At 70.3% G+C, this 12979-nt stretch carries 8 protein-coding genes; all 8 read left to right on the top strand.

What is annotated here, in order from left to right:
• Window positions 1-1413 carry a VWA domain-containing protein gene (locus OG842_RS06380; protein WP_328512109.1) on the top strand — a complete coding sequence of 471 codons (1413 nt, stop codon included), beginning with the start codon at window positions 1-3 and terminating at the stop codon, window positions 1411-1413.
• Between the two features lie 173 nt (window positions 1414-1586).
• Window positions 1587-2768 carry an ROK family transcriptional regulator gene (locus OG842_RS06375; RefSeq protein ID WP_266728252.1) on the top strand — a complete coding sequence of 394 codons (1182 nt, stop codon included), beginning with the start codon at window positions 1587-1589 and terminating at the stop codon, window positions 2766-2768.
• Window positions 2769-2939: 171 nt separating this feature from the next.
• Window positions 2940-4466, top strand: a complete 1527-nt coding sequence (locus OG842_RS06370) for a sugar ABC transporter ATP-binding protein (protein WP_266728250.1) — start codon at window positions 2940-2942, stop codon at window positions 4464-4466.
• Window positions 4463-5509: an ABC transporter permease gene (locus OG842_RS06365; protein ID WP_266728248.1), complete on the top strand. Its 1047-nt coding sequence runs from the start codon at window positions 4463-4465 to the stop codon at window positions 5507-5509. The genes OG842_RS06370 and OG842_RS06365 overlap by 4 nt, the downstream gene beginning before the upstream one ends.
• A gap of 68 nt (window positions 5510-5577) precedes the next feature.
• Window positions 5578-6615 carry a substrate-binding domain-containing protein gene (locus tag OG842_RS06360; RefSeq protein WP_266728246.1) on the top strand — a complete coding sequence of 346 codons (1038 nt, stop codon included), beginning with the start codon at window positions 5578-5580 and terminating at the stop codon, window positions 6613-6615.
• A 72-nt stretch (window positions 6616-6687) separates the two neighbouring features.
• On the top strand, window positions 6688-7926 hold the full coding sequence (locus OG842_RS06355; protein WP_266728245.1) for a Gfo/Idh/MocA family protein: 1239 nt from the start codon (window positions 6688-6690) through the stop codon (window positions 7924-7926).
• A gap of 11 nt (window positions 7927-7937) precedes the next feature.
• Window positions 7938-8942 carry a sugar phosphate isomerase/epimerase family protein gene (locus OG842_RS06350; RefSeq protein WP_266728243.1) on the top strand — a complete coding sequence of 335 codons (1005 nt, stop codon included), beginning with the start codon at window positions 7938-7940 and terminating at the stop codon, window positions 8940-8942.
• 299 nt (window positions 8943-9241) lie between these two features.
• On the top strand, window positions 9242-12967 hold the full coding sequence (locus tag OG842_RS06345; protein WP_266728241.1) for a ThuA domain-containing protein: 3726 nt from the start codon (window positions 9242-9244) through the stop codon (window positions 12965-12967).
• The last annotated feature ends 12 nt before the right edge of the window (window positions 12968-12979 follow it).

Genomic DNA, 12979 nt, shown 5'->3' with positions numbered 1-12979 from the left:
GTGAAGATACTGAGCAAAGGCGCCAACGTGCCGGTCGTGGCCTCCGCGGTCAGGGCCGTACTCGACTGGTCGGCGGGGCCGGGAGTCCCGGACGTGGATGCTTCCGCCCTGCTGCTGACCCGCGGCGGGCGGGTGCGGTCCGATGACGACTTCGTCTTCTACAACCAGCCGCAACACGCGTCGGGCGCCGTGAGCCACCTCGGCAAACGGCCCGGCAGCGAATCGCTGGACGTCCGGCTGGGTGCGCTGGGGCCGGACGTCGAACGTGTCGCGCTCTGCGCCTCCGCCGACGGCGGCACGTTCGGTAAGGTGCCGGGGCTGTGTCTGCGGCTGCTCGATGCGGCGTCCGGTGCCGAGCTGGCACGCTTCGACATCGCCGCCGGTACGGAGACCGCGTTGGTCGGCGGCGAGCTATACCGCCGCGACGGTGGCTGGAAGTTCCGCGCGATCGGCCAGGGGTACGCCGACGGACTGGCCGGACTGGCGACCGACTTCGGGATCAGCGTCGACGAGGAACCGCCCGCGGCCGGGCCGGGCCCGCACCCCGCGACGACTCCGCCCCCCACCCCCGCCCCGTTGTTCCCCCCTCCCGCACCGCCTTCGTGGCCCGCGCCGGAGCGCACCGGGGGCGGCGGGCCCGGCCCCCGGCTCACCAAGGGCGAGGAGCGGCTGCCGGTGGACATGCGCGAGCGCCTGTCGCTGCGCAGGGAACAGGTCCTGGTCAGCCTGAGCAAACACGGCGTACCGGAGCTGCGGGCACGCGTCGTCCTCGTCCTCGACGCATCGGGTTCGATGGGCGGTCTCTACCGGCGGGGCACGGTGGCGGGTGTCGCCGAGCGGATGGTGGCCGTCGCGGCGCAGCTCGACGACGACGGTCGGATGCAGGCGTGGACGTTCGCCACCAACCCGGCCCGCCTCCCCGACCTCGCCGTGGGTGATCTGCCCGAGTGGCTCGGGCTGCACGTACGCGTGGGCCAGATCTTCGGTTTCGGCCGCAGGAAGCCGCCCAGGGGACTGGTGCCCGGTCAGATCGACATGCGTACGGTCGGCATCCAGAACGAGGAACAGAAGGTCATCGCCGAGGTGCGGGCCTTCGTGCGGGACCGTCCGGTGCCCGACCCGACGCTGGTCCTGTTCTTCTCGGACGGCGGTGTCCACCGCAACCGGGAGATCGAGCAGGAGCTGCGGGCGGCCGCCGAGGAGCCGGTGTTCTGGCAGTTCGTCGGGCTCGGCAGCTCTCAGTACGGTGTGCTGGAACGGTTCGACACCATGCCGGGCCGCCGGGTCGACAACGTCGGCTTCTTCGCCGTCGACGACATCGAGCAGATCTCCGACCAGGAGCTGTACGACCGGGTCCTGTCGGAGTTCCCGTCCTGGCTTCGGGCCGCCCGGCAGGCCGGAATCCTGCGCTGAGACGGCCGGTCGGCCGGTGGGGCGGCGACCCCACCGCCCGTCTTTGTCCTCGGTGTGGAGAAAGTTGTGGTGGATTCCTGCGCAACTTCTTCCCACTCCCGGCAACCGCTGCTACGTTCCCCTCGAAAGCCCGACGGACAGGCCGATGTGGCGGGGAGGGGCGCGTGAGACGTATGACTGCACGACCCGCGAATGCACATCAGGCGCGACTGCTGCGGCTGTTGCGCGACGGCGGGCCCAACTCCCGGGCACAGCTGGGGGATCAGGTGGATCTCTCCCGCTCCAAGCTCGCCGTCGAGGTCGACAGGCTGCTGGACACCGGACTTGTCGTGGCCGACGGCCTCGCCGCATCCCGCGGCGGGCGCCGCTCGCACAACATCCGGCTCGCTCCGCAACTGCGCTTCCTCGGCGTGGACATCGGAGCCACATCCGTCGATGTGGCCGTCACCAACGCCGAGTTGGAGGTACTGGGCCACCTCAACCATCCGATGGACGTACGCGAGGGCCCCGTCGCCATCTTCGAGCAGGTGCTGTCCATGGCGGCCAAGCTCCGGGCCTCGGGGGTCGCCGAGGGTTTCGACGGCGCCGGCATCGGCGTACCCGGCCCGGTCCGCTTCCCCGAAGGCGTACCGGTCGCACCGCCGATCATGCCCGGCTGGGACGGCTTCCCGGTCCGCGAGGCGCTCAGCCAGGAACTGGGCTGCCCCGTCATGGTCGACAACGATGTGAACCTGATGGCGATGGGGGAGCAGCACGCGGGTGTCGCGCGCTCCGTGGGCGACTTCCTCTGCGTCAAGATCGGCACCGGCATCGGCTGCGGCATCGTCGTAGGCGGCGATGTCCACCGCGGTACGACGGGCAGCGCCGGAGACATCGGCCACATCCAGGTGGAACCCGAGGGGCGCGCATGCGCCTGCGGCAACCGGGGCTGCCTGGAGGCCCACTTCAGCGGTGCCGCGCTCGCCCGCGACGCCGAGGACGCGGCCCGTACCGGGCGGTCGGCGGAGCTCGCCGGCCGTCTCGAAGCGGCCGGGAAACTCACCGCCGCCGATGTGGCGGCCGCCGCGGCCGCCGGTGACGCCACCTCGCTCGACCTGATCCGCGAAGGCGGCAACCGGGTCGGCCAGGTCATCGCGGGACTCGTCAGCTTCTTCAACCCCGGTCTGGTGGTGATCGGCGGCGGTGTGACCGGCCTCGGCCACACCCTCCTCGCCAGCGTCCGGACCCAGGTCTACCGGCAGTCGCTGCCGCTGGCCACCGGCAATCTCCCTATCGTGCTGGGCGAGTTGGGGCCGGCCGCCGGAGTGATCGGCGCCGCCCGGCTCATCAGCGACCACCTCTTCTCACCGGCCTGACCCCGGGCCGGCCACGCACGGGCGCGCCCCGGAAACACCGGGAGCGCCGGAACACCCGCACCACCGCACCTGGTACAGCCCTGCCCGCTCATCGGCCTTCCCCGAGCTCCCGGACACGTCCCGACAGACGTGTCCGAACAGGGGAGACCCCATTCGCCGAGGGGATTCGTCATGGCACCAGAACCACCCCTGCTCACCATGTCCGGCATCACCAAGTCGTTCCCCGGAGTGCGCGCCCTCGACGGCGTGGACCTGGAGGTCCAGGCCGGCGAAGTCCACTGTCTCCTCGGGCAGAACGGCGCCGGCAAATCCACCCTGATCAAGGTGCTCGCCGGGGCTCACCAGCCCGACGACGGCGAGATCACCTGGCGCGGCGAACCGGTCGCGCTGAAGTCGCCCATCGCCGCGATGCGGCTGGGCATCGCCACCATCTACCAGGAACTCGACCTGGTCGAAGGGCTGTCCGTGGCCGAGAACGTCTTCCTCGGCCATGAACCCACCACCGCCCGCTTCGTCGTCCGCACCCGCGAGGGCCGCACGGCCGCCGCCGCTCTGCTGAAGCGGCTCGGCCACCCGGAGATCGACCCGGCCCGCCCGGTCGGCGAACTGTCCGCCGCCCAGCAGCAGATCGTCTCGATGGCGAGGGCGCTCTCGCACGACGTCCGGCTCATCGTCATGGACGAGCCGTCCGCCGCACTCGATCCGGACGAGGTCGACAACCTCTTCCGCACCGTCGCCTCGCTCACCGCCGACGGCGTCGCCGTCGTCTACATCTCGCACCGCCTGGAGGAGATCCGCCGGATCGGCGACCGGGTAACCGTGCTCAAGGACGGCCGGGCCGTGGCCGTCGGACTGCCCGCCGAGACCACCCCGACACGCGACATCGTTGCCATGATGACCGGCCGCAATGTCGAGTACGTCTTCCCGCCGCGCACCACGGACCGCGCGGGCACGGCCGGGACGGAGCCCGTACTGAAGGTCGAGGGGCTGACGAGGAAGGGCGAATTCGCCCCGGTGGACCTGGAGTTGATGCCGGGCGAGATCGTGGGACTGGCCGGACTCGTGGGCTCGGGGCGCTCCGAGATCCTGGAGACCGTCTACGGCGCCCGCAGGCCGAGCGCCGGACGGGTGACCGTGGCCGGCAAGCAGCTGAGGACCGGCAGCGTCCGCGCGGCCGTCGCCGCCGGAATCGGCCTCGCCCCCGAGGAACGCAAGGCGCAGGCCCTGCTGATGCTCGAATCCGTCACCCGCAACGTCTCCGTCTCCGCGATGTCCCGCTTCTCCAGGGCGGGCTGGATCGACCGCGGGGCCGAACGCCGGGCGGCCCGCGAAGCCACCCGCGAACTCTCCCTGCGCCCCGACAACCCGGACACCCCCGTCCGCACGCTCTCCGGCGGCAACCAGCAGAAGGCGGTCCTGGCCCGCTGGCTGCTGCGCGGCTGCCGGGTGCTGCTGCTCGACGAACCGACCCGCGGTGTGGACGTCGGCGCCCGCGCCGAGCTGTACGCCGTGATCCGCCGGCTGGCCGACGAGGGCCTCGCCGTCCTGCTCGTCTCCAGCGAGGTGCCCGAAGTGCTGGGCCTCGCCGACCGGGTGCTGGTGCTCCGCGAGGGCCGCGTCGTGCACACGGCCGACGCCCGGGAGCTCGACGAGCACCGCGTACTCGACCTAGTGATGGAAGGGAGCCCGACGTCATGACGCAGCCCGTTTCCCCGACGCAGCAGGGCGGGCCGGACAAGGGGGCCGTCGCCCCGGTACCCGGACCCCGGGAGAAGGACGGCCCCGCACGCAGCAGTGGCCGGCGCCTGGATGTCCGTAACCTCTCGCTCCTCGGCGTCCTCGCCGCGCTGGTCGTCGTCGGTGGGTTCACCGAGCCCGACGCCTTCCTGGACACCGGGAACCTCCAGCTGATCCTGACCCAGTCCTCCGTCATCGGCGTCGTCACCGTCGGGATGACCTTCGTCATCACCAGCGGCGGCATCGATCTGTCGGTAGGCGCGATGGTCGCACTCGCCTCCGTCTGGGCGACCACGGTCGCCACCCAGGAGTACGGCTTCGCGGGCATCCTGTTCACCGCGGTGATCGTCGGACTCGGTGCCGGGCTGGTGAACGGGCTGCTCATCGCGTACGGGCGGATGGTGCCGTTCATCGCGACGCTGGCCATGCTCGCCTCGGCCCGCGGGCTCGCCCTGCAGATCACCGACGGGAAGACCCAGATCGTCACCGTCAAATCGGTCCTCGACCTGGGCCTGCCCGACTCGTACTTCCTCGGCATCCCGCCGCTGGTGATGATGTTCGCCGCGGTGACCGTCGTCGGCTGGCTGGTTCTGAACCGTACGACCTTCGGACGGCGCACGGTCGCGGTCGGCGGCAACGCGGAGGCCGCCAGGCTGGCCGGCATCGACGTACGGCGCCAGCGGCTCTTCCTCTATCTGCTCTCCGGGCTGTGCTGCGGCATCGCCGCCTTCATGCTGATCATCCTGTCCGGCTCGGGCCAGAACACCAACGGAAATCTGTACGAGCTCGACGCCATCGCGGCCGCGATCATCGGCGGCACCCTGCTCAGCGGCGGGCGCGGCACCATCGTCGGCTCCGTGCTCGGTGTCCTGGTCTTCACCACGATCACCAACATCTTCGCGCTCAACAACCTGCAGAGCGACGTCCAGCAGATCGCCAAGGGCGCGATCATCGTCGCCGCCGTCCTGGTCCAGCGCCGCACATCGGCGCACGGCGAGACCTGACCCGTCACCGCCCCACAGCCCCTCCCGCCACGCCAGATGCCACGCACCGGATGAAGGGTTCGACAGCCATGCCAGAAACCAGCCGCAGACGACTGCTCTTCGGCACCGCAGCCGTCTCCGCGGGCGCCCTGCTCACCGCCTGCACCAGCAACGACCCCAAGACCGAGGACACCGCCAAGAACACCGGCCCCGCAGCCGACGACAAGCCCGGCAAGCCCGTCACCATCGGCTTCGCCGGTCCCCAGGCCGATCACGGCTGGCTCAACGCGATCAATGAGAACGCCAAGTCGCGGGCGGCGAAGTACTCCGAGGTGACACTGGAGTCCACCGAGGGCTCCAACGACACCGCCGCCCAGATCGGCCAGGTCAAGACCCTCATCAACAAGAAGGTCGACGTCCTCGTCATCCTCCCCGCCGACGGCAAGGCGCTCACCCAGGTCGGCCTGGAGGCCATGCGGGCAGGCATCCCCGTCGTCAACCTGGACCGGATCTTCGCCTCCCCGCAGGCCTACCGCTGCTGGGTCGGCGGCGACAACTACGGCATGGGCCTCAACGCCGGCACGTACATCGGTGAACAGCTCAAGGACAAGGCGGACGCCAAGGTCGTCGAGCTGGCGGGGATCGACAACCTGGAGCTCACCAAGCAGCGCAGCCAGGGCTTCGCCGACGCGCTGAAGAACTACCCCAACATCAAGCTGGTGGCCCGTCAGGCAGCCGACTTCACCGTCGAGTCGGGCCAGGCGAAGATGGCCCAGCTCCTCCAGGCGCAGAAGAAGTTCGACGCGCTGTGGAACCACGACGACGACCAGGGCGTGGGCGCGCTGCGCGCCATCCAGCAGGCGGGCCGCGACGAGTTCCTGATGGTCGGCGGCGCCGGGGCCAAGTCCGCGATGGACGCCATCAAGGCCGGCGACAGCGTCCTGAAGGCCACGGTGCTCTACCCGCCGACGATGGCCGCGTCCGCCATCGACCTGGCCCGTGCGCTGGCCCAGGGCAAGGGCGTCGGCGGCCTGGCCGAGCTGGAGATCCCGACCAGCCTCACCCTCTACTCGGCAGTGGTCACCAAGGAGAACATCGACCAGTACCTGCCGACGGGCTTCAGCTGATCCGCCCCGCAGGAGGGCGCTGACCAGCTCTCCTGCCGTATTCATCGAACGACCGACGAGGAGGAGGCCCCGATGGCCCGTAGGGAAGAGACGGATCAGGAGGCCGCAGCGCCACCGACGCGGCGGCCGGCGACGAGTGCGCCGGTGCTCGGCGTCGGCATGGTGGGATACGCGTTCATGGGCGCCGCCCACTCACAGGGCTGGCGCACCGCGGGACACGTCTTCGACCTGCCGATGAGGCCGGCTCTCGCCGCGATCTGCGGACGCGACCGGGCCGCGGTCGACGCGGCCGCCGCCCGCCACGGCTGGGCGGCGGCGGAGACCGACTGGCGCGCCCTCATCGCCCGGGACGATGTGCAACTCGTCGACATCTGCACCCCCGGCGACAGCCACGCCGAGATCGCCATCGCCGCCCTGGAGGCGGGCAAGCACGTGCTGTGCGAGAAGCCGCTCGCCAACACGGTCGCCGAGGCCGAGGCGATGACCGAGGCCGCGGAGCGCGCCGCCGCCCGCGGCCAGGTCGCGATGGTGGGCTTCAACTACCGCCGGGTGCCGGCGATCACGTACGCCCGGCAGCTGATCGCCGAGGGGCGGCTCGGCACCCTGCGGCACGTCCGCGCCGCCTACCTCCAGGACTGGCTCGTAGACCCCGAATCACCGCTCACCTGGCGGCTGGAGCGGGAACGCGCCGGCTCGGGCGCGCTCGGCGACCTGGGCGCCCACATCGTCGACCTGGCCCAGTATCTGGCGGGGGAGCCGCTGGTCGGGGTGTCGGCGGTCAGCGAGACCTTCGTACGCGAACGGCCCCGGCTCGCGGGCCCGTCGGCCGGGCTCTCCGGGGCGGCGGACACCGGTGTGCTGGGGGCGGTGACCGTCGACGACGCGGCGCTGTTCACCGGCCGGCTCGCCTCCGGGGCGCTGGCCTCCTTCGAGGCGACCCGGATGGCGGCCGGGCGGAAGAACGCACTGCGGCTGGAGATCAACGGGGAGCGCGGCTCGCTCGCCTTCGATCTGGAACGGCTCAACGAGCTGTCCTTCCACGACCACACCGAACCCGCCGCCACGGCGGGGTTCCGGCGCATCCTGGTCACCGAACCCCGACACCCCTACCTGGAGGCGTGGTGGCCGCCGGGCCACGCCCTCGGCTACGAGCACACCTTCGTGCACCAGGCCCGCGACCTGGTGCGCACGATCGCCGAAGGGACCGCCCCCGCACCGTCGTTCGCGGACGGACTCCAGGTGCAGCGGGTGCTCGCAGCCGTCGAGGAGAGCGCCGAGAAGAACTCCGTACACACACCCGTGGTTCTCTAGGAGGCCGGCCCATGCCCCGTCCCTTCACACTCTTCACCGGCCAGTGGGCCGACCTTCCGTTGGAGGAGGTCTGCCGGCACGCCCGGGACTTCGGCTACGACGGCCTCGAACTCGCCTGCTGGGGCGACCACTTCGAGGTCGACAAGGCGCTGACCGACCCCGGCTATCTGGACGGCCGGCGGCAGCTGCTCGACAAGTACGGACTGAAGTGCTGGGCGATCTCCAACCACCTGGTCGGCCAGGCCGTCTGCGACGACCCGATCGACGAGCGGCACCGGGGGATCCTGCCCGCGCGGATCTGGGGCGACGGCGAGCCCGAAGGGGTCCGCCGCCGGGCCGCCGAGGAGATCAAGGACACCGCGCGGGCGGCCGCGGCTTTCGGGGTGCGTACCGTCGTCGGCTTCACCGGCTCGTCGATCTGGCACCTGGTCGCGATGTTCCCGCCCGTTCCGCCGCACATGATCGAGCGGGGGTACGAGGACTTCGCCGAGCGGTGGAACCCGATCCTGGACGTCTTCGACGCGGAGGGCGTGCGGTTCGCCCACGAGGTGCACCCCAGTGAGATCGCGTACGACTACTGGACCACGCACCGCGCACTGGAGGCCGTCGGCCACCGGGCGGCGTTCGGGCTGAACTTCGACCCCAGCCACTTCGTCTGGCAGGACCTGGACCCGGTCAACTTCCTTTACGACTTCCGGGACCGGATCTACCACGTGGACTGCAAGGAGGCACGCAAGCGCCTCGACGGCCGCAACGGCAGGCTCGGCTCGCATCTGCCCTGGGGCGATCCCCGGCGCGGCTGGGACTTCGTCTCGGCCGGACACGGCGACGTGCCTTGGGAGGACGTCTTCCGGATGCTCCGGTCCATCGACTACGACGGGCCGGTCTCCGTGGAGTGGGAGGACGCCGGGATGGACCGGCTGGCCGGTGCGCCGGAAGCGCTGGCCACGCTGAAGCGGTACGACTTCGATCCGCCGGCGGCGTCGTTCGACGCGGCCTTCGGGGGCGGCGACTGACCAGCCCCCGGTCAGGGCGGTGGTGCCGGGGCGGGGCGGGCCGGGAGGGGAGCTCCGTGGCCGTCCCGCGCCCACCCCTGCCCTCACCCCGCTTTGTCCTGACGCGGGAAAAAGTTCGACCGGATCGCTGCTCAAGGGCTTTCCGTCCCGGACGAACAGGTCTACGGTCCACATCGTGTACATGACATGACTCGGGTCGCAGGTGTCCCGCACACCCCCAACGACCCGCGCGGCAGTCCCCGCGCAGAACGGCACGGCAGCACCCCGCCCGTACAACCGGCACACTCCGGAGGACACTCGTGCACCGAACCACCAGAAACAGGAGCAGAACCCGGCTCCGCGTCCGCAAATCTCTCGCCCTGTTCACCGGCGGTCTGCTCGCCGCGGCCACCCTGACCCTGGGAGCCACGCCCGGTGCAGCCGCGACGGGGCCGTCCTCGCCGGCCGCCACCGACGCGGCGGCCGAGGAATTCCAGCAGGTCACCCTCGCCAAGGGGGTGGCGGAGACCGGCGAGCCCATGACGCTGGCGGTGCTCCCCGACCGCAGCGTCCTGCACACCGCGCGCGGCGGCGAACTCTGGCTCACCGACAGTGGCGGCGACACCACGCTCGCCGGTGTCCTGCCCGTCTACTCCCATGACGAGGAGGGCCTCCAGGGCGTCGGCGTCGACCCGGACTTCAGCAGGAACCGGGCGATCTACCTCTACTACGCGCCCCCGCTGGACACCCCCTCGGGCGACGCCCCCGAGAACGGCACCGCCGCCGACTTCGCCAAGTTCGACGGAGTGAACCGGCTCTCGCGCTTCGTCCTCAAGGAGGACGGCACGCTCGACACCGCCAGCGAGAAGAAGGTCCTCGACATCCCGGCCTCGCGCGGCATCTGCTGCCACGTCGGCGGCGACATCGACTTCGACGCGCAGGGCAACCTGTACCTGTCGACCGGCGACGACTCCAACCCGTTCGCCTCCGACGGCTACACCCCGATCGACGACCGGCCGGACCGCAACCCCGTGTTCGACGCCCGCCGCAGCGCCGGGAACACCAACGACCTGCGCGGCAAGATCCTCCGCATCAAGGTCGCCGACGACGGCACGTACACCGTCCCCGACGGCAACCTCTTCGCCCCGGGCACCGACAAGACCCGGCCCGAGATCTACGCGATGGGCTTCCGCAACCCCTTCCGCTTCACCGTCGACAAGCCCACCGGCATCGTGTACGTCGGTGACTACGGGCCCGACGCCGGCGCCGCCGACCCCAAGCGCGGACCGGGCGGCCAGGTCGAATTCGCCCGCGTCACCAAGGCCGGGAACTTCGGCTGGCCGTTCTGCACCGGCAAGAACGACCCGTTCGTCGACTACGACTTCGCGACCAAGACCTCCGGCGAGGCCTTCGACTGCGCCGCACCCAAGAACACCTCCCGGTACAACACCGGTCTGGTCGACCTGCCGCCGGCCCAGCCCGCCTGGATCCCGTACGACGGCGCGTCCGTGCCCGAGTTCGGCACCGGCTCGGAGTCCCCGATGGGCGGACCGGTCTACCACTACGACGCCGACCTCGACTCGCCGGTGAAATTCCCCGAGGCGTACGACGGCAACTTCTTCGCCGGTGAGTTCGGCCGGCGCTGGATCAAGCGCATCGACCAGGACACCGACGGCACGGTCAAGTCCATCAACGCCTTCCCGTGGTCGGGAACCCAGGTGATGGACATGACGTTCGGTCCCGACGGCGCGCTGTACGTACTCGACTACGGCACCGGCTACTTCGGCGGCGACCAGAACTCGGCGCTCTACCGCATCGAGAACGCCACCGGCGGACGCTCGCCGATCGCCGAGGCGTCCGCCAACAAGACCTCCGGAACCGCTCCGCTCAAGGTCGCGTTCTCCTCGGCCGGAACCACCGACGCCGACGGCGACACGCTCAGCTACAGCTGGGACTTCGGCGACGGCGGCACATCGACCGCCGCCGACCCCACGTACACGTACAAGAAGAACGGCAGCTACACCGCCACCGTCACCGCGACGGACCCCACCGGCCGCACCGGCTCGGCCAACGTCCATGTCACGGTCGGCAACACCGCTCCCAAGGTGAAGCTGGAACTCCCCGGTGACGGGCAGCTGTTCTCCTTCGGCGACGAGATCCCGTTCAAGGTGACCGTCACCGATCCCGAGGACGGGACCATCGACTGCTCGAAGATCGAGGTCCGCTTCATCCTCGGCCACGACAGCCACGGCCACCCCATCACCTCGGCGCACGGCTGCACCGGAACCATCAAGACGGAGATGGACGGCGGGCACGACCCCAACGCCAACATCTTCGGCGTCATCGACGCCTCGTACACCGACGGCGGCGGAGGCGGCCAGGCCCCCCTGTCCGGCCACGACCAGTCCGAGCTCCAGCCCCGCCACCGGCAGGCCGAGCACTACAGCGCCTCCCAGGGCGTCGCCCCGCAGAACAAGGCGACCGCCCACGGCGGCAAGACGGTCGGTGACATCCACAACGACGACTGGATCTCCTTCAAGCCGTACCTCCTGACCGGATCCACCAAGCTGACCGCGCGGATCTCCTCCGGCGGCGCCGGCGGCTTCCTCGAAGTCCGGACCGGCTCGCCGACCGGCAAGATCCTCGGCTCCGCACCCGTCCCGGTGACCGGTGCCTGGGACAACTTCCAGGACATCGACGTACCGCTGCGCGGCGTCCCGACGACCTCCACCGAACTCTTCCTGGTCTTCAAGGGCGGCGCCGGGGCGCTCTACGACATCGACGACTTCGAGCTCTCCAACAGCGCCCCCGACAAGACCGCCAAGCGTGTGCTGGTCTTCTCGAAGACGGCCGGATTCCGCCACGACGCGATCCCCGACGGCATCGCGGCGCTGAAGGAACTCGGCAAGGACAGCAACATCACCGTCGACGCCACGGAGACGGCAGGCCAGTTCACCACCAGCAACCTGGCCCGCTACGACGCCGTCGTCTTCCTCTCGACCACAGGGGACGTGCTCAACACCGACCAGCAGAAGGCCTTCGAGAACTACGTGGCCACCGGCGGCGGTTACATGGGCGTCCACGCGGCGGCGGACACCGAGTACGACTGGGCCTTCTACGGCGGACTCGTCGGGGCGTACTTCTCCTCGCACCCCGCCATCCAGCCCGCCACCGTCCGCGTCGAGGACCACAGCCACCCGGCCACCGCGCACCTCGGCGACGAGTGGAACCGCACCGACGAGTGGTACAACTACCGCACCAATCCGCGTAGTCAGGCCAAGGTCCTCGCCACCCTCGACGAGACCACCTACACCGGCGGCACCATGAAGGGCGACCACCCCATCACCTGGTGCCAGACCTACCAGGGCGGCCGCTCCTTCTACACCGGCCTCGGCCACACCAAGGAGTCCTACGCCGAACCGGAGTTCCGCAAGCTGCTCCTCGGCGGCATGCGGTACGCGGCCGGCCAGGTGAAGGCCGACTGCAAGCCCGACACCGGCTACCGGTCGATCTTCAACGGCAAGACGCTCGAAGGCTGGAAGCAGGCGGGCCCGGGCAAGTTCGACATCGTCGACGGTGAACTGCGCTCCGAGGGCGGCATGGGCCTGCTCACCTACCAGGCCAAGGAGCTCGGCTCGTACTCGCTCAAGCTCGACTGGAAGATGCAGGGCGACGACAACTCCGGTGTCTTCGTCGGCTTCCCGGAGTCCGACGACCCCTGGTCCGCGGTGAACAACGGGTACGAGGTCCAGATCGACGCCACGGACGCGGCCGACCGCACCACGGGCTCGATCTACACCTTCAAGGCGGCGAACGCCAAGGCCCGCGACCAGGTCCTGCGGCCGCCCGGCCAGTGGAACAGCTACGAGATCAAGGTCCAGGGCGAACGTCTCCAGGTCTTCCTCAACGGAGTGAAGATCAACGACTTCACCAACACCGATCCGGTCCGGAGCCTGAAGAGCGGCTACATCGGCATCCAGAACCACGGTGCCAATGACCATGTGTCGTTCCGCAACATCCAGCTGAAGGAACTGCCCTCGGCGTAGGGCACCCACCCC

The sequence above is a fragment of the Streptomyces sp. NBC_00376 genome (genome assembly GCF_036077095.1).
In the GTDB taxonomy this organism is placed as follows: domain Bacteria; phylum Actinomycetota; class Actinomycetes; order Streptomycetales; family Streptomycetaceae; genus Streptomyces.
The sequence above is the reverse complement of the archived record's forward strand: the minus strand, read 5'-3'. Positions and strand labels throughout refer to the sequence as shown.

What these genes read in the sequence shown, in the direction of transcription:
- OG842_RS06370 (WP_266728250.1), top strand. Translation starts at nt 2,940, where the DNA reads ATGGCACCAGAACCACCCCTGCTCACCATGTCCGGCATCACCAAGTCG.
- OG842_RS06365 (WP_266728248.1), top strand. Translation starts at nt 4,463, where the DNA reads ATGACGCAGCCCGTTTCCCCGACGCAGCAGGGCGGGCCGGACAAGGGG.
- OG842_RS06375 (WP_266728252.1), top strand. Translation starts at nt 1,587, where the DNA reads ATGACTGCACGACCCGCGAATGCACATCAGGCGCGACTGCTGCGGCTG.
- OG842_RS06350 (WP_266728243.1), top strand. Translation starts at nt 7,938, where the DNA reads ATGCCCCGTCCCTTCACACTCTTCACCGGCCAGTGGGCCGACCTTCCG.
- OG842_RS06355 (WP_266728245.1), top strand. Translation starts at nt 6,688, where the DNA reads ATGGCCCGTAGGGAAGAGACGGATCAGGAGGCCGCAGCGCCACCGACG.
- OG842_RS06360 (WP_266728246.1), top strand. Translation starts at nt 5,578, where the DNA reads ATGCCAGAAACCAGCCGCAGACGACTGCTCTTCGGCACCGCAGCCGTC.